Origin of the sequence: Mesorhizobium sp. M8A.F.Ca.ET.057.01.1.1, from assembly GCF_003952565.1 — a bacterium.
Lineage (GTDB): Bacteria > Pseudomonadota > Alphaproteobacteria > Rhizobiales > Rhizobiaceae > Mesorhizobium.
On the sequence record NZ_CP034454.1, the window covers coordinates 3,400,906 to 3,419,537 of the forward strand.

19 protein-coding genes and 1 pseudogene are annotated in these 18,632 nt (G+C 62.5%); 7 read left to right on the forward strand and 13 right to left on the reverse strand.

Annotation, left to right across the window (positions count from 1 at the left end; genetic code table 11):
• The first annotated feature begins 271 nt into the window (after window positions 1-271).
• Window positions 272-3,109, forward strand: a complete 2,838-nt coding sequence (tssH, locus tag EJ077_RS15870; protein WP_208695192.1) for a type VI secretion system ATPase TssH — start codon at window positions 272-274, stop codon at window positions 3,107-3,109.
• A 492-nt stretch (window positions 3,110-3,601) separates the two neighbouring features.
• On the opposite strand, the gene EJ077_RS15875 is transcribed toward tssH, so the two are convergent.
• Entirely contained in the window at window positions 3,602-4,663 is a 1,062-nt protein-coding gene (locus EJ077_RS15875; protein ID WP_208695193.1) for a site-specific integrase, read from the reverse strand.
• 115 nt (window positions 4,664-4,778) lie between these two features.
• Here EJ077_RS15875 and dusA point away from each other — a divergent pair, with 115 nt between their 5' ends.
• A complete protein-coding gene (dusA, locus tag EJ077_RS15880) occupies window positions 4,779-5,777 on the forward strand; it encodes a tRNA dihydrouridine(20/20a) synthase DusA (protein WP_208695194.1) in 999 nt (332 codons plus the stop codon).
• 2 nt (window positions 5,778-5,779) lie between these two features.
• Here dusA and EJ077_RS15885 read toward each other — a convergent pair whose 3' ends face one another.
• The gene (locus tag EJ077_RS15885) at window positions 5,780-6,484 is read right to left on the reverse strand and encodes a TIGR02281 family clan AA aspartic protease (protein WP_208695195.1); all 705 of its coding nucleotides are present in this window, start codon (window positions 6,482-6,484) and stop codon (window positions 5,780-5,782) included.
• A gap of 10 nt (window positions 6,485-6,494) precedes the next feature.
• Window positions 6,495-6,725, reverse strand: coding sequence for a DUF1289 domain-containing protein (locus EJ077_RS15890; protein WP_208695196.1), 231 nt, complete (start codon window positions 6,723-6,725; stop codon window positions 6,495-6,497).
• A 197-nt stretch (window positions 6,726-6,922) separates the two neighbouring features.
• Here EJ077_RS15890 and EJ077_RS15895 point away from each other — a divergent pair, with 197 nt between their 5' ends.
• Window positions 6,923-7,921: a nicotinate-nucleotide--dimethylbenzimidazole phosphoribosyltransferase gene (locus EJ077_RS15895; RefSeq protein WP_208695197.1), complete on the forward strand. Its 999-nt coding sequence runs from the start codon at window positions 6,923-6,925 to the stop codon at window positions 7,919-7,921.
• Between the two features lie 25 nt (window positions 7,922-7,946).
• Here the strand turns inward: EJ077_RS15895 and EJ077_RS15900 are convergent.
• Window positions 7,947-9,466 (reverse strand): annotated as a pseudogene (locus EJ077_RS15900) (sensor histidine kinase).
• Between the two features lie 76 nt (window positions 9,467-9,542).
• On the opposite strand from EJ077_RS15900, the gene EJ077_RS15905 reads away from it, so the two are divergent.
• The 4 genes from EJ077_RS15905 (at window position 9,543) to EJ077_RS15920 (ending at window position 12,025) form a co-directional block, all read left to right on the forward strand.
• Window positions 9,543-10,166 carry a thermonuclease family protein gene (locus EJ077_RS15905; protein ID WP_208695198.1) on the forward strand — a complete coding sequence of 208 codons (624 nt, stop codon included), beginning with the start codon at window positions 9,543-9,545 and terminating at the stop codon, window positions 10,164-10,166.
• A 33-nt stretch (window positions 10,167-10,199) separates the two neighbouring features.
• Window positions 10,200-10,811: a glutathione S-transferase gene (locus EJ077_RS15910; protein WP_136092112.1), complete on the forward strand. Its 612-nt coding sequence runs from the start codon at window positions 10,200-10,202 to the stop codon at window positions 10,809-10,811.
• Window positions 10,751-11,425 (forward strand): uracil-DNA glycosylase family protein, encoded by a 675-nt coding sequence (locus EJ077_RS15915; protein WP_208695199.1) that lies wholly within the window; start codon window positions 10,751-10,753, stop codon window positions 11,423-11,425. The genes EJ077_RS15910 and EJ077_RS15915 overlap by 61 nt, the downstream gene beginning before the upstream one ends.
• Window positions 11,426-11,533: 108 nt before the next feature.
• Window positions 11,534-12,025: an Lrp/AsnC family transcriptional regulator gene (locus EJ077_RS15920; RefSeq protein WP_006205209.1), complete on the forward strand. Its 492-nt coding sequence runs from the start codon at window positions 11,534-11,536 to the stop codon at window positions 12,023-12,025.
• Between the two features lie 9 nt (window positions 12,026-12,034).
• Here the strand turns inward: EJ077_RS15920 and EJ077_RS15925 are convergent, their stop codons facing one another.
• The 9 genes from EJ077_RS15925 to mobA form a co-directional block, all read right to left on the reverse strand.
• On the reverse strand, window positions 12,035-12,598 hold the full coding sequence (locus tag EJ077_RS15925; protein WP_208695200.1) for a DUF3299 domain-containing protein: 564 nt from the start codon (window positions 12,596-12,598) through the stop codon (window positions 12,035-12,037).
• A gap of 45 nt (window positions 12,599-12,643) precedes the next feature.
• A complete protein-coding gene (locus tag EJ077_RS32100) occupies window positions 12,644-12,889 on the reverse strand; it encodes a GNAT family N-acetyltransferase (protein WP_245458430.1) in 246 nt (81 codons plus the stop codon).
• A gap of 291 nt (window positions 12,890-13,180) precedes the next feature.
• Window positions 13,181-13,885 (reverse strand): DNA alkylation repair protein, encoded by a 705-nt coding sequence (locus EJ077_RS15935; protein ID WP_208695201.1) that lies wholly within the window; start codon window positions 13,883-13,885, stop codon window positions 13,181-13,183.
• Between the two features lie 6 nt (window positions 13,886-13,891).
• Complete coding sequence (locus EJ077_RS15940) at window positions 13,892-14,761, reverse strand: NAD(P)-dependent oxidoreductase (RefSeq protein WP_208695202.1); 870 nt, start codon at window positions 14,759-14,761, stop codon at window positions 13,892-13,894.
• Between the two features lie 124 nt (window positions 14,762-14,885).
• Window positions 14,886-15,710 carry an ABC transporter permease gene (locus EJ077_RS15945; protein WP_208695203.1) on the reverse strand — a complete coding sequence of 275 codons (825 nt, stop codon included), beginning with the start codon at window positions 15,708-15,710 and terminating at the stop codon, window positions 14,886-14,888.
• On the reverse strand, window positions 15,707-16,423 hold the full coding sequence (locus EJ077_RS15950) for an ABC transporter permease (RefSeq protein WP_208695204.1): 717 nt from the start codon (window positions 16,421-16,423) through the stop codon (window positions 15,707-15,709). Before EJ077_RS15950 ends, EJ077_RS15945 begins: the two co-directional genes overlap by 4 nt.
• Window positions 16,424-16,498: 75 nt before the next feature.
• Window positions 16,499-17,284: an ABC transporter substrate-binding protein gene (locus tag EJ077_RS15955; protein ID WP_127872455.1), complete on the reverse strand. Its 786-nt coding sequence runs from the start codon at window positions 17,282-17,284 to the stop codon at window positions 16,499-16,501.
• Between the two features lie 158 nt (window positions 17,285-17,442).
• Window positions 17,443-17,952 carry a molybdopterin-guanine dinucleotide biosynthesis protein B gene (gene mobB / locus EJ077_RS15960; protein ID WP_208695205.1) on the reverse strand — a complete coding sequence of 170 codons (510 nt, stop codon included), beginning with the start codon at window positions 17,950-17,952 and terminating at the stop codon, window positions 17,443-17,445.
• Window positions 17,949-18,581, reverse strand: coding sequence for a molybdenum cofactor guanylyltransferase MobA (gene mobA / locus EJ077_RS15965; RefSeq protein WP_208695206.1), 633 nt, complete (start codon window positions 18,579-18,581; stop codon window positions 17,949-17,951). The genes mobB and mobA overlap by 4 nt, the downstream gene beginning before the upstream one ends.
• Window positions 18,582-18,632 lie beyond the last annotated feature (51 nt).

The following is an 18,632-nucleotide window of genomic DNA, read 5'->3' on the forward strand; positions in this document are numbered from 1 at the left end:
CCACGACAATTGAGCACTTCCTCAAAAACTAACAGAAGCTGAATGCTCCAGTAATCTTTCGACCAACCCATTGCGCGGTTGGCGGGCCGGGTAAGTAAAATGGCTCGCGTGGGTCAGACCGCAATCCGGGTTTGTTGCAGGAGTTTGCAAGGCTTGTGTAACCACGAGGTGCCGCCTGAACCGAGCCGGAAGGCCTCGTTCGTCACACGGCTTTGTCAAGCAGCCGCTTCTATGGCAGGGTACGTTCAGCAGATCTCGGGGGCAGGTTCAAATGGAACAGCGCCGATCGTCGCAGAGTTTCAAGCGCAAGGAACTCGTTGCAAAGCTCAATCCCACGGGGGTGCGCGCCTTCAAGGCCGCCGCGGACACGGCCAAGCTGCGCGGCAACCCCTATGTCGAGCTCGTCCATTTCGTCCAGCAACTGGTGCTGTCCGAGCGCTCGGATGTGCAGTTGATCGTTGCCGATGTCGGGCTGGATGTCAGCCGGCTGGCGGCGGATATGACCCGCGCAATTGACAAGCTGCCCTACGGCGCGACCTCGGTGGAGGAATTTTCCGATCACATCTTCCATGCCATACAGGAAGGCTGGAGCTTGGCCACACTGGAATTCGGTGTCGACGAGGTGCGCAGCGCGCACATTCTTCTCGCCTGCCTGAAGATACCGGTGCTGGAAGGGCTGGTTTCGAAAATCAGCGCCGAATTCGACAAGATCGATGCGGACGGGGTCATTGCCCGCTTCGCCGAGGTCACTGAGGGCTCGCTCGAAGCCGGCTCACCTCCTGCTGTAGCTGCGGCCGAAACACCCATGAAACGCGGCCCGGGTGGGGATTCAGCGCTCGCCAAATACGCCACCGACCTGACCCAGCGTGCCCGCGACGGCAAGATCGATCCGGTCGTCGGCCGCGACCCTGAAATCCGCCAGATCGTCGACATCCTGATGCGGCGCCGGCAGAACAACCCGATCCTGACCGGCGAGGCGGGTGTCGGCAAAACGGCGGTCGTCGAGGGCTTTGCCTTGCGCATCGCCCAGGGCGACGTGCCGCCGACGCTTCAGAATGTCAGCGTACGCATGCTCGATGTCGGGCTGATGCAGGCGGGCGCCAGCGTCAAGGGCGAGTTCGAAAAGCGGCTGAAGGCCGTCATCGACGAGGTCCAGTCCTCAGAGACGCCGATCATCCTCTTCATCGACGAGGCGCACACGCTGATCGGCGCCGGCGGCGCGGCGGGAACCGGCGATGCGGCCAATCTCCTCAAGCCCGCGCTCGCGCGCGGCGAGCTTCGCACCATCGCCGCCACAACCTGGGCCGAATACAAGCAGCATATCGAGAAGGATCCGGCGCTGACCCGTCGGTTCCAGGTAGTCAAGATCGAAGAGCCTTCCGAAACGGTGGCCGTGCTGATGTTACGCGGTGTCGCCGGTGTTCTTGAGCAGCATCACAAGGTGCAGATCCTTGACGAGGCCATCGAGGCCTCGGTTTCGCTTTCGCACCGCTACATTCCGGCCAGGCAGCTGCCGGACAAGGCGGTCAGCCTCCTCGACACCGCCTGCGCCCGCGTTGCGGTCTCGCAACATGCTACGCCGGCGGAGATCGAGGACATTCTGCGCCGCCGCCAGGCGCTCGAGGTCGAGGAAGGCATCATCGGCCGCGAGGCAGCGATCGGCATCGAAGTGGCCGACAGACAGGCTCGCGTGGAGGCCGGGTTGGCGGAAACCGAGACCACGCTTGCGGCAGCGCAAGCGCGCTGGGATCGGGAAAAGGCGCTTGTCGCCGAGATACTCGACCTGCGCGCCAAACTCCGAGGCGAGGGCGTGCCACTCGACACGATGGAGGGCGGGGAAGACGCTCCGGGTGAGGCCGTCGATGCGCCAGCTGCCACGGCGCATGAAAGCAAGGCACCTGAGGCCAAAACGCCGAAACCCGAGACGGCCGAACCCAAGGGCTCGAAGACCGAGTCCACGAAAACAAAGGCGGCAAAGATGGAGGCCGCTGCTACACATGAGCCTGTTGCCGCCACTGATTCCACTGCTGATCTGGCACGACTGCGCGAATTGATGGCGGAACTTGCCGAGGCTCAGGGCGAGACCCCGCTGATCCTGCCGTCGGTCGATCGCAATGCCGTGGCTGCCGTCGTCCAGGACTGGACCGGCATCCCGACGGGACGGATGCTGTCCAGCCAGACCGAGAAGGCGCTCAAGCTCGCCGCCACTTTGTCTGAGCGCGTTGTCGGTCAGGACCATGCGATGGAGATGATCGCGAGACGTGTGCAGACCAGCCGCGCCGGTCTCGGCGCGCCGGAGAAACCGGTCGGCGTGTTCCTGCTTTGCGGACCCTCCGGCGTCGGCAAGACCGAGACAGCCCTGGCGCTTGCCGAAACGCTGTATGGCGGGGAGCAGAACCTGATTTCGATCAACATGTCCGAATTCCAGGAGGCTCACACGGTCTCGACGCTGAAGGGCGCGCCGCCCGGTTATGTCGGCTATGGCAAGGGCGGCATCCTGACCGAGGCCGTGCGGCGCAAGCCTTATGCGGTAATCCTGCTCGACGAGGTCGAGAAGGCGCATCCGGACGTGCACGAGATCTTCTTCCAGGTCTTCGACAAGGGCATGATGGACGACAGCGAAGGCCGTCGGATCGACTTCAAGAATACGCTGATCCTGCTCACCTCGAATGTCGGCTCCCAGGTTATCATGGACCGCACGAAGAACGGCACCTTGCGCACCGGCATGGACGATCTAGACACCGCCTTGCGCGGTCCACTGCTGAAAGTGTTTCCGGCCGCTTTCCTCGGCCGCGTGGTGACAATCCCTTACTATCCGCTCTCGGACGCGATGATAGAGGCGATCACCAGACACCAGTTCGACAAGATAGCGCGGCGCCTCAAAGCAACAAACGATGCCGAGCTGGTGATCGGCGACGGTGTCATGGACATGGTCAAGGCGCGCTGCACCGAGATCGAATCCGGCGGGCGCATGATCGACGCAATCCTCACCAACACGCTCCTGCCGGAACTCAGCCGCGGCGTGCTCAATCGCTCGCTGGAGGGCAAGAAGATGACGAAAGTCATCGTCGGTGCCTCGTCGACAGGATTTACCTACTCTTTCGAATAGAGCCCGATCGGGATCGGCCATCACGCCTTGGCACGCCCACAAAGCGCATTACGATGGCTGCACGCAGAATGGCTGCTTTCCTGCACCGTACCCCGCGACGTGACCGAAGTTCACAATCGAGGAACCAGGATTGCTTGTGTCGCTGCCTTGGAGCGGAGACTGGACTTGCCGCGTTCCTCGAGCCGCGATGGCTCGCCGGCGCCATGCAAGCGCCAGGGCCTGAAGCGAACATGACTTTGAAGGGCGAGAGAACCTGCTGGACGCGGAAGGATCAACAGTGGCCATGGCTAAGGAGCGCATCAGCTGGACGGGACTGTGGTCGCCAGAACGTCTGCTTGCATAGGCGTCGCGCAAAAAACCCGGACGCGGGAAATCAGTTGGAAGGGAGGGCGCGCCCAAAGAGATTCGAAGTCCTGCCCACGGTTTTGTAGTCTGGTTTAAAGTTTTGGCTCACCACTGCAATCGATCGAATACGGTGTCCATCATCGCGTTTTATGCAGCACGGTTCGCCAGCACTGCGTGAAGAGCCTCGGGCTTAAGGTGCGTGTACCGTTTCAGCATTTTCCAGTCCTTGTGCCCCGTTACCAGAGCTACCTGTTCAATTGTGAATCCAGCCTCGAAAAGGCGGCTTGTCCCTTCGTGCCGTAAGTCATGAAAATGAAGGTCGTGAATGTCCAGGTCAGCGCACCCTCGGCGAAAGGCGGTGCCGACTGACCGATGGTTGAACGGGAAAATTCGATCATCGTCGTTGCTTCGCTTAGCGCGCTGCTCCTCGACAATGGTCCACGCGTCGTAACGGGTCGCCGCGAACAGCGGTATGCGCTGATTATTGCCGCTCTTGTTCCGAGGGTCTTTGCGGTCACGGATGAGAAGCATCCGCGTGCGAGTTTCCAAATCAGACCAACGTGCCGTGCAGATTTCCTCCTGGCGCATGGCGGTTGCGACGGCGAAACGTATGATTTGGCTAACTGGCGCCATTTGACGAGGGTTTGCATCGAAGTGAGCGATCAGTCTATCGAGTTCATCCTGCGTCGGTCGCCTGTCGCGCTGATGGCCTTTCCCAACGAGACCAAGCCTCTTCAGGGCGATACGCGCCAGATCAACCGGCTCGACCTTGACCGGTAGACCGTGAACGGCGGCAGCATGACACAGGACAAGTTTTACGAAGCCGATGTCGATACTGAGAGTCATCGGACCGGCACCTTGGGCGGCCCGGTCGCGACCAAAACGAATGAGTCGTTCGCGATCGAGAGCCGCAATGTTGCACTTCCCTAGATGTCTTTGCAGCATATCGAGGGCTGCGGCCTTGGAGCGGCGAGGGGACTTGCCTACATCGCACATGTCGTCGATATGAAGGTCGATGAGTTCGCCGAAAGTTTTCAGGCGCGCTATACGCGACTTAGTCGGCGTCTCGCCGCGATCGACTTGGCGCTCGGTTTCTGTCGCCCAGCGCCGTGCGTCGTCTCGGCGCAGGAAGGTCTCGCTGACGTAGCGGCCTTTGCGACGGACTTGGACGCGCCAGGAACCGGACGAGAGCTTTGTGTAGGTGGCCATTTCTTCGTGTGCGCTCCGTGTGCACTGAGAGATCGAAACGTGGCGAAAAGGGTCGTATTCTGGCGTGAATTCGTGTGCACTCGGCAGGTTCTAACGATTTGATGTTAAAGAAAAAATGCTGAAAAATCAAGACCATAGAGTGGCCGTGGCACCCATGATGGACTGGACGGACCGGCACTGCCGGTTCTTCCATCGCCAGTTGACGAGCCGTGCGCTGCTTTATACCGAAATGGTGGTGGCCGACGCCGTCATCCATGGCGCACGCGAGCGGCTGCTCGGCTTCGATGAGGTGGAACATCCCGTCGCCCTGCAACTTGGCGGCTCGGATCCCGCAAAACTTGCAGAGGCGGCGCGCATTGGCGAGGCCTTCGGCTATGACGAGATCAATCTCAACGTCGGCTGCCCGTCCGACCGCGTCCAGTCCGGCACGTTCGGGGCTTGCCTGATGAAAGTACCCGACCTTGTCGCCGATTGCGTCGCCGCGATGAAAATGGCGGTGACGGTGCCGGTCGCGGTCAAATGCCGCATCGGCGTCGACGAACAGGATCCGGAGCCGGCGCTCGATACGCTGGCGAATGGGGTTTTCGATGCCGGCGCCGATGCCTTGTGGGTGCACGCACGCAAGGCGTGGCTGGAAGGGCTCAGCCCCAAGGAAAACCGCGACATCCCGCCGCTCGACTATGACAGAGTGTATCGGCTGAAGGCCGGAAAACCGAGCAAATTCATCGGTATCAATGGCGGTATTCAGTCCCTTGACGAGGTGCTGACGCATCTCGGTCATGTCGATGGCGCCATGCTCGGCCGCGCTGCCTACCACACACCGGGCATTCTGGCTGGTGTTGACGCCGCCTTTTACGGAGCGCGGCCGGAAGCGTTCGATTTCGCGGCGCTGATCGATGCGATGGCGGAATACGCAGGGCGCCACATCGAACAAGGCGGCAGGCTCGGCCATGTCACGCGCCACATGGTCGGGCTGTTTCACGGGCTGCCCGGCGCGCGCCGCTACCGCCAGATCCTCTCCACCGACGCGACCCGGCCTGGAGCCGGGCCGGACGTGCTGAGGACCGCTTTCGCGGCGGTCGAATTCGGTGGAGCTGCCGCCGAAGCGGCCTAACCTCAGTCCCTGAGGATCATGCGGTCGCGCCGGACGTCGAAACCCGACAGCGAGCCGATGAAGTTCATGCCGAGCAGACTTTGGCTCAGCATGCCGGGAGCGGCGACCATCACCGGCATACCCTTGCGCACGATGCCGCCGATTGCCAGTTCGTCGGTCTTGACCGCCGCGGCGCGCGCCATGCCGTTGGCGGTCGAAACCGGTATGGTGTAGTTGAGCGCCGCCGGATTGAAGCCGGCGGCCTGAGCGTCCTCCGAAGTCAATACGGTGCTGGTCGCGCCGGTGTCGACAACGGCCCGCACCGGATTGCCGTTGACCAGGATGCGCGCCTCGAAGTGACCGTTGTCGGCCTTGTCCAGGGTCACCGTCGCGTGACCATCTTCGACGCCGAGCGCAAGCGGACTGCCGGGAACGAGGCCCGCGGTCACGCGGCTGGCGACGTCCTGCAGCTCGTAACGGTATTGGTAGCCGGCGATCAGCGCGAGCACGATAGCCGCCCATGCGCCGAGGTTGCGGGCCATCACTCCCAGCGAAGCCGACCGCAGCAGACCGGCGCCGACAAGGGCGCCGAAAGCCCCCAGCCAGATCAGCCGGCCAAAATCGTGATTCTCTACGCCAAGCGTGCTGCCGGCGGAATCGTTGAGCATGAGCAGGGCTGCCCCCACGCCGATCACCGCCATCACAGTCCAGAACAGCCGACTGCTCATCCGTCCCTCGCTAGAGTGCGTCGCGTTCGCGCGACATGCGGGTGCGGCGCGTTTCACGGCGCGGCCGACGCTCGACGGTTTCCAACCGGGCCGCCAGTTCGGCCATCACGCCGCGGCGTGTTTCGGGCGTCATTCCCATCCAGGCGCCGATCTCCTCGCGCGTGCGGCCGCAACCGAAGCAGAAGCCGGTTTTCATATCGATCGAGCAGACCAGGATGCAGGGAGATTCGATGGCCGTCATGACTTTCTCTGGAGGAATCCCATTCGGAATTCGCTCTTCCATCTCCACATGGTGCAACGGCAAAGCCAATGCAAGCCCTCGCGATAACGCCTTCCTTGGCCGCCTTTGCGGCAAGTCAGGAAGGATGATCGGGGAGGTTGTGCCGACCACGCAACGCGGCTATGCCGCTCCTCCACTCCAGGAACGATTGTCACGACATGACCAGTGCACTGCCTTTCGACGATTTCCGCAACCTGCTCGACAATTTGCCGCCAGCCGACCTCAAAGCTGAAGCGCGCGTGCGCACGCTGTTTGCCAAGGCCGACAAGCCTCGGAATTCGCTGGGCCGCGTCGAGGACATCGCCGCATGGCTTGCCGCATGGAGCGGTCGCGCACCGCCTGCCGTGACCAGGCCCTTGATGGCTGTCTTTGCCGGCAACCACGGCGTTGTCAGGCATGGCATTTCGCCGAAGCCTGTCGCGGCCACCGCCAACGCGGTCGAGCTTTGCGCGGCCGGCGGTGCGGCGATCAACCAGATCTGTATTGCCAACGACCTCGGTCTGAAGGTGTTCGATCTTGCCCTGCACATCCCGACCGGCGACATCACGGAAGATGCCGCGCTTGACGAGCGCGGATGCGCGGCCACCATGGCCTTCGGCATGGAGGCGATTGCCGGCGGCACCGACCTGCTTTGCCTCGGCGATCTCGGCGTCGGTAATTCCACCGTCGCCGCCGCCCTGTTCGCCGCGCTGTTCGGCGGCAGGGGCGCCGACTGGGTCGGCCCGGGATCCGGCGCCGATGCGGCGATGCAGGCCCGCAAGGCAGAGGTGGTCGAAGCTGCGCTGGCCTTTCACCGCCGCCATCTCGAAGACCCGCTTGAGGTGCTGCGCCGGGTCGGCGGCCGCGAGTTCGCGGCGATAGCCGGCGCAATCCTCGCCGCGCGGATGCAGCAGATACCGGTACTGCTCGATGGCTTTGCGGCAACGGCAGCCGCGGTGGTGCTGCATGCGGCGAACCCCGCAGCGCTTGATCATTGCCTTCTCGCCAGCCTGTCGCCGGAGCCGGCGCATGCGAGGGCCGCAGAGCACCTCGGCCTGCGTCCGCTGCTCGATCTCGGCATCGGTCATGGCGAAGGTGCGGGAGCGGCCCTGGCGGCCGGGCTGGTCAAGGCAGCGGCACTGACCAGTTCAGGCATGGCGGCGGCCGTTCGGAGCTAAGCGCACCACGCACTCACAAAATCCGCTACCGCCGCCGCGCGGCCACCGCCGCGGTCGGCAGCGCCGGCAGTTCTTCCATCACCCGGCTTAGCGGGAAGATGGCGATCGCCTCTGTGCCCTCGCGCAGCTTGGAGTGAAGCTCGAACTCGCCGCCATGCATGGCGAGCAGCCCTTGCACGATCGGCAGGCCAAGCCCGGTGCCTTGCTCGGCGCTCTTGATGGCGATCGACCCCTGGCCGAAGGCTGAAAGCACGACCGGAATCTCGTCCTCGGGAATGCCGGGGCCGTTGTCCTTGATCGAAATATATTGGCCGCCGCCCGCCGTCCAGCCGACCCGCACGCGGATCTCGCCGCCGGTGGCGGTGAATTTGATGGCGTTGGACAGAAGGTTGAGCGCGATCTGGCGCACGGCGCGCTCGTCGGCGAACAGTCGAGGCAATGTCTGTTCGAAATCCTGGACGACGCGGATATCCTTGTTGCGCGCCTTCAGCTCCATCATGTGGCAGCAATCCTCGACGATGTTGAGCAACATCACCGGCTCCTCGTTGAGCTGGTAGCGGCCGGCCTCGATGCGCGACAGGTCGAGGATCTCGTTGATCAGGTCAAGCAGGTGCTGGCCTGAATCATGCACGTCATGGGCGTAGTCGCGATAGGTGGGATTGCTCATCGGGCCCAGCACCTCGTTCGCCATCACCTCGGAAAAACCGAGAATGGCGTTGAGCGGCGTGCGCAATTCATGGCTCATCGAAGCGAGGAACCGCGATTTTGCCAGGTTGGCGTCCTCGGCCCGCCGCCGCGCCTCGTCCGACATCGATTTCGCCGTCTCCACTTCGGCGATCAGCGCGTCCTTTTCGGAGCGGAATGACAAGAGCAGCAGGGAGAAGCGATTGAGGTGACTGGCGATATAGGTGAAGAAAGGCAGCGACAGGACAAGCAGCCCGGCCATGATCGCCTCGACCGGCATCCACGATTCGGCCGCGGCGTAGGCGTAGAGCGCCACCGGAACCGCGAAGGTCGCCAGCAGCGCTCCGCTCAGGGACGAGGCCATCAGAGCGGTCCCTGCCATGGCAAACAGCAGCACCACCGCCTTGATCACCTGGAACTGGTCGACCTCGCAGGCGCCGCAGCCCAGCCAGACGAACCAGGCCCAGCCCAGACCGCAGAGGAAATGGCCGACCAGGAATTCCCTTTGCGTTTGCAATGAGTTGAGCTCGGAAGCTTCCGTACGCTCGATGCGCCGCGCCATGAAGACGACTGTCGTATAGCAGGTGAGCGTAAACAACGCCCAGAGCCCGATCTCATTGCCGACGCCGGCCAGACGGCCGGCCGCGGCGATCGCCAGGACGAACAATGGGATGACCACGGCACCCCTGTCATGGCTCGGGCGTGCAGCTTCAGCAGTTCGCGGTCGAAATCGGGATTGCCGGCCTGCTGCGAAAGACGGTCGCGCGTCTTGCGCACCGCGCGCGCGACATCGCTGTTGCGATGCCGTTTCCTGCGGTCCACTATGAACTTGTCCGCTGTGTTCGAGCGTTGCAAGGGCATCAAGAGCTTCAATTTATGCGCGCAGCGATTTCAAGGTGTTAAGCTACGTTCGAATGATTAACCAACCGTTTGCCATATGAGCCGTTCCTGGTCGCCAAGGTCGCGCCCGCGGCACGCGGCAGCGCGCCCGACAAGCCGGTGGCGCAAGCTGCTGGACTACGGGCTGGCCGTCATCATTCTGGGGCTGCTGATCCTGCTTGCGGCGCGTCTCGATCGGGTGGAGACGCGCAAGACGCAGGGTAGCGCCATCATCAATGACGGCGATTCGATCACGCTCGGCACCGAGCGCATCCGCATGCGCGGCATCGACGCCCCGGAATACACCCAGACCTGCCGCAAGAACGGCGCCGATTATGCCTGTGGCACGTTGGCGCGCCAATCACTGGTGCGCCTGATCGGCGGCAGGCCGGTCACCTGCAGCGGCTGGCAGCGCGATCGCTATGGCCGGTTGCTTGGCGACTGCAAGGCCGGCAGCACCGACCTCAACCGCGCCCAGGTCGAAGCGGGGTGGGCCGTCGCCTATGGCGACTTCGAAGGCGAGGAAGCGACGGCGCGCGCGGCAAGGGCTGGCATCTGGGCGGGCACGTTCGACCAGCCGCAGGACTGGCGCGACAGCCACCACGGCGATCTCGTGGAGCGAAAACATGGCACGCTGGCGTCGATCGGTGACGCGGCGCGCGAGATATTTCGCTTCTGGTGAATCGCGTCTGGCGGAAAGAAAAGGAGGATCGAAATGAAGCTGTTCGACGGCGGTCGTGCGCCCAACCCACGGCGGGTTCGCGTTTTCCTCGCCGAAAAAGGGATCACGGTTCCGTTGGTGCCCGTCGACATGGGCGCGCTGGAACACAAGCAGCAGTCGGTCAGCTCGCGCAATCCGCTGCGGCGCCTGCCGGTTCTGGAGCTCGATGACGGCACCATCCTCACCGAATCCGTCGCAATCTGCCGCTATTTCGAGGAGCTTTATCCCGAGCCGGCATTGTTCGGGCGCGGCGCGCTTGGCAAGGCACAGGTCGAGATGTGGCAGAGGCGGATGGAGTTCAACCTGCTCAGCAGCGTCGCGCAGGCTTTCCGCCACATCCATCCGGCCATGAAGGAATGGGAAATCCCGCAGATTCCCGAATGGGGCGAGGCCAACAAGCCGAAGGCGGTGGAGTTTCTCAGGCTGCTGGACGCTGAACTCGGCAACCGTGAATTCGCCGCCGGCGACAGCTATTCGATCGCTGACATCACCGGCCTGATCGCGATCGATTTCATGAAGCCGGCACGCATCAAGGTGCCAGAGGAATGCACCAATGTGCTGCGTTGGCATCAGGCTGTCTCGAGCCGGCCGAGTGCCGCCGCTTGAGCGTCGAACTGGACAGGCTCGCCGCGACGGTCCGCGCTTGCCGCATCTGCGTCGACAATCCCGTCGGCAAACCGCTGCCGCATGAGCCGCGTCCGGTGCTGCGACCCTCGTCCAGCGCCCGTATCCTGATCGCCAGCCAGGCCCCGGGAACCAAGGTGCATCTGTCGGGCATGCCATTCACCGACGCTTCCGGTGACCGCCTGCGCAACTGGCTCGGTGTCACCGGCGACGAATTCTACGACATCGAGAAATTCGCCATCGTGCCGATGGGATTCTGCTTTCCCGGACAAGACGCCAAGGGCGGCGACCTGCCGCCGAGGCGTGAGTGCGCCCCGGCCTGGCGCTCGCCCTTGATGGCGCTGATGCCGCGGATCGATCTGGTGCTGACGATAGGCATCTATGCGCAGACCTGGCACATGGGCGCGGCGCGCCGCCCCTCGCTGACGGAAACGGTGATGAACTGGCGCGCCATCTGGGAGAATTCTGTCGGCCCCAAAGTGCTGCCGCTACCGCATCCGTCCTGGCGCAATACTGGCTGGTTGAAGCAGAATCCCTGGTTTGAAATGGATTTGCTGCCTTTCCTGCGGTCGGAAATCCGCTATCGCCTCGGCTAGGCATTAAGCAAGAAATCACTCGCTTTTGACGCGAGTGGCAGAATTTCTTTCTTGTGAATGGCCTAAACAAAAGGGAATATAGCGAAACCATTCCACCAGGAGCTTCCGATGGACCGCCTTGACCGAAAAATTCTCCGCCTCCTGCAGGAGGACGCAACGCTTGCGGTCGCCGACGTCGCCAAGAAGGTCGGCCTGTCGACCACGCCGTGCTGGCGGCGCATCCAGAAGCTCGAGGAAGAGGGCGTCATCAAGCGGCGGGTCGCCATTCTCGACCACGAAAAGGTCAATGTGCGGGTCACCGTCTTCGTGTCGATCCGCACCAATTCGCACAGCCATGAATGGCTGCGCCGGTTTTCCGAGGTCATTCAGGAATTTCCCGAGGTGGTCGAATTCTATCGCATGAGCGGCGACGTCGATTATCTCTTGCGCGTCGTGGTGCCCGACATCGCCGCCTACGACGCCTTCTACAAACGGCTGATTGCCAAGATCGAGATCCGGGACGTGTCATCGTCCTTCGCCATGGAGCAGATCAAGTACACGACCGAGATCCCGCTCGACTACATGGTGCTGGACAAGGAGTCGGGCGCGAACGCGGCCTGATCGCGCCGTTCAATTCTTCTTCTTGTTGAGGAAACTCCAGGGCGAGTTCACCGGCAATACGACGGCGTCCGGAACCGTGTCGACGCCCACGACATCGGCTTTGCGTACGGTATAGCCGGACTGGATGACGCTGACGCCGTCGAGAATGAACAACTGGCTTTTCTCCATGTCCGGCTTCAGGTCACCGGTCACGGCGACAGGCTGGTAGGCTTGCGACATCTTGTAGGGATGGGCAGGCGTAACCAGCACGATCTGGTTGGGAGGGGGCGTCGGCATATGGCTGCACGCGCCGGTCCAGGGCACCAGCAGGAACTGATAAACGAGATCGCCGTCGCGATCGACCGGCAATGCATAGCCGGCTAATTGTATCGTTTTGTCCTGCAAGGCGACTGACAGCGTCTCGCCGTGATCCGGCAGTTTCGCAGCGATCATCGGCAGGCCGGCGTCTTCGGCGACCGCCTGGGTTACCGGGCGCAAATTCTTCCAGAGGATGTGCGTGATCTCGGCCGAGGCGCCGGCGGTGGAGAGGGCAAGCGCGGCCGCAAGCGCTATGATCGACTTCAAATGGTTCATGGCCGCATCCTTTGCGGGCAAGTAAAGACACTGCTGTCGGTGGCGTCAATGCTCGAGCCGCATCACATATCGGCGAGAACCGGCCATGCCGGTCTCGTGGAAACCGCGGCCGGCAAACATGTCGTGAAAGCCCATGAAACGGTAGCTCGGCGAGGTCTCGTCCACCGGATAGGCTTCTATGATGCGCGCACCATTGGCGAAGGCATGGTCAATGGCAGCATCGAGCAATGCCGAAGCAAGGCCACCGCCGCGCAAAGCCCTTGGCACATAGAAGCAGACGATCGACCACACACCTGTCTCGCCGTCGTCCTGCTGCTTCGTAGCTTACGATAGGTCTCTCGCGCCGCGACCGAGCACCAGGCTACGGCCTTGCCGCCGATATGGGCGAGGATGCCGACCGGCGTGCCAGCATCGATGAGCGCCATCATCTGGCGTTTCTTCTCGTCGGTCTGGGCGGGCTCGGGGCCGGCGTGGCGCCAAGCCATGCACCAGCAATATTTTGGCGCACCCGGCTGCTCGAACAACGTTTCGAAGCTGGCGCGTGTTGCCCATGTCACCTCGGTGAAAAGGATATCGGCGCCGTCAAACTTTCCTGGCGGCGAGGCGTTCAAGCGTTTTGGCATCCGACAGTTCCTTGGCGGCGTCCTTGCCGATCCAGCGGGCGGTTTTGTCCAGGGAGGTCGCAAGTTTTCGAGCCAGGGCAAGGGCGGGGGCATGCAGGCCCATCGATCGCTTGCCGATCTGCCGCAGCGCCCAATTGACTGCTTTGCGGACGAAGTTCCGCTGATCGCCGGCATAGGATTCGATCAATGGCAGGTAAGGCAGGAACGTCGCGTCGGGTTCCTTCTTCAGATGCACGGCTGCCCATGCCAGCATGGCAAAGGCGGTGCGGCGGACGAATTCGCGCTCGTCGGCCGCAAACTCTTCGACCAGTTCACGCCAGAACGGCGTATCCACGAACAAGTCGGAGACGGTGTCGACGATCTCCCATGAATCGAAATCGCCGGCCCAGCGGCGGCACTCTTCGATGGCGATCTTTTTCGGCTCGCCGGTGAAGGCCGCCATCAGCCGCGCCTCGCGAATGCCTGTGTCCCATAGCGCGAGGGACCGTTCATGGTTGCGTTTCACCTTGCGTGCCAAGGGCCGCAAGTCCGCATTGCCGACACCGAGCGCGGCCGCGGTGTTGATGCCGAACCGCGCCATGCCGGCGCGGTTTTCCTCGGTTCCGATCGAACGCAGATGCGCGACAATGTCCTGCGCGGTCCAAGCTGGAGCGGGCAGGGGCATCGTCGCCTACTTCTCCAGCCGCGCCAGCAGGGAGGACGTGTCCCAGCGCTTGCCGCCCATTGCCTGCACATCCTTGTAGAACTGGTCGACTAGCGCGGTCACCGGCAGCCTGGCGCCATTGCGGTCGGCCGCCGCCAGGCAGATGCCGAGGTCCTTGCGCATCCAGTCGACAGCGAAACCGAAATCATATTTGCCGGCATTCATGGTCTTGTGGCGGTTTTCCATCTGCCAGGAGCCGGCCGCACCCTTGGAAATCACCTCGATCACCTTTTCGATGTCGAGCCCGGCCTTCTTGCCGAAATGGATACCTTCCGAAAGTCCCTGCACCAATCCGGCGATGCAGATCTGATTGATCATCTTGGTGAGTTGGCCGGCACCCGCCGACCCCATCAGTCCGACCATGCGGGCAAAGGCGTCGATGACCGGCCTGGCCCTGTCGAACGCAGCCTCATCGCCGCCGACCATCACGGTCAGCACGCCATTCTCGGCGCCGGCCTGGCCACCGGAGACCGGCGCGTCGAGGAATGAGAACCCGCTTGCTTGCGCGGCTTCCGCCAGTTCGCGCGCGACTTCCGCCGAAGCCGTGGTGTTGTCGATAAAGACCGAGCCTTTCTTCATCGTGTTGAAGGCGCCTTCGGACCCTGTGGTCACCGAGCGCAAATCGTCGTCATTGCCGACGCAGGAAAAGACGAAATCCTTGCCCTCGGCGGCCTGCGCAGGCGTCGCGGCAAGGTTGCCGCCATGTTGAGCGACCCATTGTTCGGCTTTGGCTTGGGTGCGGTTGTAGACGGTGACGTCGTGGCCGCCCTTGTTCTTCAGGTGTCCGGCCATGGGATAACCCATGACGCCAAGACCGAGAAATGCCACTGATGCCATGCCTTGTCCTTCCGGCGAAACAGAGATTTCAGTTGCGGAAGCTCTAGGCCATGCGACGAATTCGTCAAGGCGCGCACCGCCCCATCGACTGGCACAGGCCGATCAGGAACGGTTCGGCGATGCGTCAGCGATGCAGATGGATGGTGATCCGGCGCTCGATCCATTCGACGCCATGGCGCAGGATCTCGACCATCACCAGGTAGACGATGGCGACCCAGACATAGGCCTGGAAGTCGAAGGATTTGGCGTAGGCGAGCTTCGCATTGCCCATGAGGTCATAGACCGTGATGATGGCGACGATGGCCGAGGCCTTGATCATCAGAACCAGTTCATTGCCATAGGGGCGCAAGGCAACGATGAACGCCTGCGGCAGGACAACCTTGCGCAGCGTCTGCAGCTTGTGCAGGCCGAGCGAAGCGGCTCCTTCCCATTGACCCCTGGGTACGCTTTCGATGGCGCCGCGCAGGATCTCGGCCTGATAGGCCGCGGTGTTGAGCGCGAAGGCGAAGACGCCACAGTTGAAGGCCTCGCGGAAGAACCACCACAACCCGACGGATTCAAGCTGCAGCCGGAAAGAGCCCAAGCCATAGTAGACAAGGTAGACCTGGACCAGCAGTGGCGTGCCGCGGAAGAAGTAGACGTAGCAGTAGGCGAGGCCGGACAGGAAGCGGCTCTTCGACATGCGGCCATAGGTGACGGGCAACGAAAAGATCGCGCCGACCACCATCGAAATCGCAACGAGCGACAGCGTGGTCCATAGGCCCTGCAGATAGGCCGGCGCATATCTGGCAAAGAACTCACCATTCCAGGCGTAGATGAGATAGGTGAGGATACCGAGGCCGAAGAGAATCCAGAGGCCGACGAGCGCGTATCCGACGATACGGGTGCGCGGCCAGCCGCGTGCCCGCGGCGGCGGCCGGTCGATGGAGATGGCTTGACTGACGCTCATCGTGCCTCCCTCCGCCCCAGCGAGCGCAAGATGAACCCGGTCGCGATCGATGACAGGATCGCCAGAGCGAGGAAAACCAGGGCGGCAACACTGTAGAACAGGAAGGCGTGTTTTGTGACACGCGCCGCCACGCCGGCGTTGCGCAAGGTTTCGGCGAGGTTGACGACCGAGACCAGGGCGGTGTCCTTGAGAAGGCTGAGCCAGCAATTCTCGAGGCCGGGAAAGGCGATGCGCAGCAGCTGAGGCAGGATCACCTTGCGCATGTTCAGCCATGTCGACAGGCCGATCGCGTAGCCGCCCTCATACTGGCCCTTGGGGATGGCGCGAAAAGCGGAAAGAAACACCTCGCTGGCATAGGAGGAAAAGATCAGCGACAGCACGATCATGCCCGCGATGAAGCTGTCGACGTCGATCGTCGCCTCGGGCTTGAAGAGGCGGATGACGTATTGCAGCAGGATGGGCATGCCGAAGAAGAACAGGAACAGCGTCACCAGTTCCGGCAGGCCGCGAAACACGGTGGTGTAGATGTTGGCGGCCACCCGCAGCGACGGTTCTTCGGACTGCTTGGCCCAAGCTACGAAAAAGCCGATCGTCAGGCCGATCGGCAGCGTGGCAAGGGCAAGCGCGATGGTGACCAACGCGCCATAGGCAATATCGTCACTCCAGCCTTCGGGTCCCCAACTCAGCAGTGTCCATATGCTTTGGGCTGGCATTGACTGGTCTTACCCCACGGCGCACCCGAGATGAACAAGGCGGCAGGGGACCCCTGCCGCCTTGGCAATAGACTATCAGGACTCGGCGCCGTAGACGTCGAACTTGAAGTACTTGTCGTTGATTTCCTTATATTTTCCATTGGCGCGGATGGCGTCTATGGCGGAATTCAGCTTGTTGACCAAGTCGGTATCGCCCTTGCGAACGGCGATGCCAGCGCCGGGTCCGAAGATTTCGACCGGTTGCGGCGAGGGCTGGCCGAGGATCTTGCAGCAGGCGCCGTCAGGGGAATCAAGCCACTGCTGCAGCACGACGATATCGTCCTCGATGGCGTCGAGACGGCCATTGGCAAGATCTGCCTGCTCTTCGGGGCTGCTCGGATAGCCCTTGACGGTGCTGTCGGTGTAGGTCTTCGAGGCATAGTTGAAATGCGTCGTCGTGGTGGCCACACCGATGTTCTTGCCGGCGAGGTCTTCCTTGGTCACGCCCTTCAGAGGCGAATCCTTCGGCACGGCGATTGCGGACGGCGTGTTGTAGTATTTGTGCGAGAAGTCGACCTTCTCCTTCCTCTCCGGCGTGATCGACATCGAGGCGACGATGGCGTCGAACTTGCCGGCCTGAAGCGCGGGAATGATGCCGTCCCAATCCTGGGCGACGAAGGTGCACTTGACCTTCATCTCATCGCAAAGCGCCTTGGCGATGTCGATGTCGAAGCCGACAAGCTGGCCATCGGCGGTGAGGTTGTTGAATGGGGGGTAGGCGCCCTCGGTGCCGATCCTCAGCGTCTTTTCCTGGGCCTGGGCTACGCCGAGCGTCAGCAGCGCAGCCGATGCGGCGAGCGCGATACGCAGTGCAATACGCATGATAGTCCTCTCTTTATGGTCCCGGCCGTCGTTCCGAAACGGCTCTGTGGGGCGGTGCTTTTGACCGCCCGCTGACGCGATACTCCCACTCTTTCCAAGAAAAAAGCAACTGCAAAACCGCCAAAATCGGCAATGGGCTTCTGCCGTTACGTTACTTCTCAAGCAACGAGGCCGGTGGTGCGCTCGATGAAGTCGGCTATGGATTTTGCGTCGTCGAGGTCGAACACCGGCAAGCTCTGGCCGGTGATGGCGAAATCCGTGGCGACGGCGACAATATTGGGATCACCGGTCGCAAGCGGCGTCCGGTCCTTTGCTTCCAGTCGCCTCGTTTCGATCTTGCGGTGAGGTTCGCGCTTGTAGCCTTCCACCAGCACGATGTCGCTTGGGGCGAGCCGCGAGAGGATGGCGTCCAGCGGCGGCTCGTCCTCGCCACGCAACTCGTGCATCAACGCCCAACGATTGCCGGACACGATCGCAACCTCGGTGGCCCCGGCCTGGCGATGACGGAAGCTGTCCGCGCCTGGCTTGTCGATGTCGAAATCATGGTGGGCGTGTTTGACCGTCGATACCTTCCAGCCGCGCCGCACGAGCTCGGCAACTAACTTCTCGGTCAGTGTGGTCTTGCCGGAGTTTTTCCAGCCGGTGATGCCGAAGACGCGTCTGTTCATGACGTCATGCTCTGCAACAGGCGCGCGGCCTGGGCAAGATCGTCCGGCACATTGATGTTGAAGAAAGGGTCGATGGATTGCCCGGCGGATTGCAGGATCGGGAATTCGACCTCGACATGGCCATGCTGGTCGATGAAGGCCGAAACCCGCTTGTTGTGCTCATCGACCAGGAAATGCCGCAAGGCGTCGCGGCATCCGACCGGCCATAGCGCGAAGGTCGGGTGCCGCCTGCCTGCCGAGAAAGCGACCGCGATCGAACCGGGACGTTGACCGGCTGCCGCCGCCAGACGATCGACGAGATCCAGCGGCAAGAAAGGCGTGTCGCCGGCAGCGGTGACGATCGCAGTGCACGGCGTGCCGGCAGCGGCCCATTCGAGGCCGGTGAGGATTCCGGCAAGCGGCCCGGCAAAGCCTTGGACGGTATCGGCAAGGACCGGCAGCCCGAAATGGGCGAACCGTGCCGGGTCGCCATTGGCGCTAAGCGCCAGCGTCTCGAACTGCGGGCCAAACCGCGACAGGATCTGGTCAAGCACACAGCCGCCGCCAAGCGGCAACAGGCTTTTATCGCCACCGCCCATCCGTCTCGATTGGCCACCGGCCAGAATGATCCCTGCGACATCCCGATTCATTCTGCCCAGCCTGTACGCCAGCCCCGTGAAATCGCAAGCGACTTCACGGGC

What these genes read in the sequence shown, in the direction of transcription:
- tssH (WP_208695192.1), top strand. Translation starts at nt 272, where the DNA reads ATGGAACAGCGCCGATCGTCGCAGAGTTTCAAGCGCAAGGAACTCGTT.
- EJ077_RS15875 (WP_208695193.1), bottom strand. Translation starts at nt 4,663, where the DNA reads ATGGCCACCTACACAAAGCTCTCGTCCGGTTCCTGGCGCGTCCAAGTC.
- dusA (WP_208695194.1), top strand. Translation starts at nt 4,779, where the DNA reads ATGCTGAAAAATCAAGACCATAGAGTGGCCGTGGCACCCATGATGGAC.
- EJ077_RS15885 (WP_208695195.1), bottom strand. Translation starts at nt 6,484, where the DNA reads ATGAGCAGTCGGCTGTTCTGGACTGTGATGGCGGTGATCGGCGTGGGG.
- EJ077_RS15890 (WP_208695196.1), bottom strand. Translation starts at nt 6,725, where the DNA reads ATGACGGCCATCGAATCTCCCTGCATCCTGGTCTGCTCGATCGATATG.
- EJ077_RS15895 (WP_208695197.1), top strand. Translation starts at nt 6,923, where the DNA reads ATGACCAGTGCACTGCCTTTCGACGATTTCCGCAACCTGCTCGACAAT.
- EJ077_RS15905 (WP_208695198.1), top strand. Translation starts at nt 9,543, where the DNA reads ATGAGCCGTTCCTGGTCGCCAAGGTCGCGCCCGCGGCACGCGGCAGCG.
- EJ077_RS15910 (WP_136092112.1), top strand. Translation starts at nt 10,200, where the DNA reads ATGAAGCTGTTCGACGGCGGTCGTGCGCCCAACCCACGGCGGGTTCGC.
- EJ077_RS15915 (WP_208695199.1), top strand. Translation starts at nt 10,751, where the DNA reads ATGCACCAATGTGCTGCGTTGGCATCAGGCTGTCTCGAGCCGGCCGAG.
- EJ077_RS15920 (WP_006205209.1), top strand. Translation starts at nt 11,534, where the DNA reads ATGGACCGCCTTGACCGAAAAATTCTCCGCCTCCTGCAGGAGGACGCA.
- EJ077_RS15925 (WP_208695200.1), bottom strand. Translation starts at nt 12,598, where the DNA reads ATGAACCATTTGAAGTCGATCATAGCGCTTGCGGCCGCGCTTGCCCTC.
- EJ077_RS15935 (WP_208695201.1), bottom strand. Translation starts at nt 13,885, where the DNA reads ATGCCCCTGCCCGCTCCAGCTTGGACCGCGCAGGACATTGTCGCGCAT.
- EJ077_RS15940 (WP_208695202.1), bottom strand. Translation starts at nt 14,761, where the DNA reads ATGGCATCAGTGGCATTTCTCGGTCTTGGCGTCATGGGTTATCCCATG.
- EJ077_RS15945 (WP_208695203.1), bottom strand. Translation starts at nt 15,710, where the DNA reads ATGAGCGTCAGTCAAGCCATCTCCATCGACCGGCCGCCGCCGCGGGCA.
- EJ077_RS15950 (WP_208695204.1), bottom strand. Translation starts at nt 16,423, where the DNA reads ATGCCAGCCCAAAGCATATGGACACTGCTGAGTTGGGGACCCGAAGGC.
- EJ077_RS15955 (WP_127872455.1), bottom strand. Translation starts at nt 17,284, where the DNA reads ATGCGTATTGCACTGCGTATCGCGCTCGCCGCATCGGCTGCGCTGCTG.
- mobB (WP_208695205.1), bottom strand. Translation starts at nt 17,952, where the DNA reads ATGAACAGACGCGTCTTCGGCATCACCGGCTGGAAAAACTCCGGCAAG.
- mobA (WP_208695206.1), bottom strand. Translation starts at nt 18,581, where the DNA reads ATGAATCGGGATGTCGCAGGGATCATTCTGGCCGGTGGCCAATCGAGA.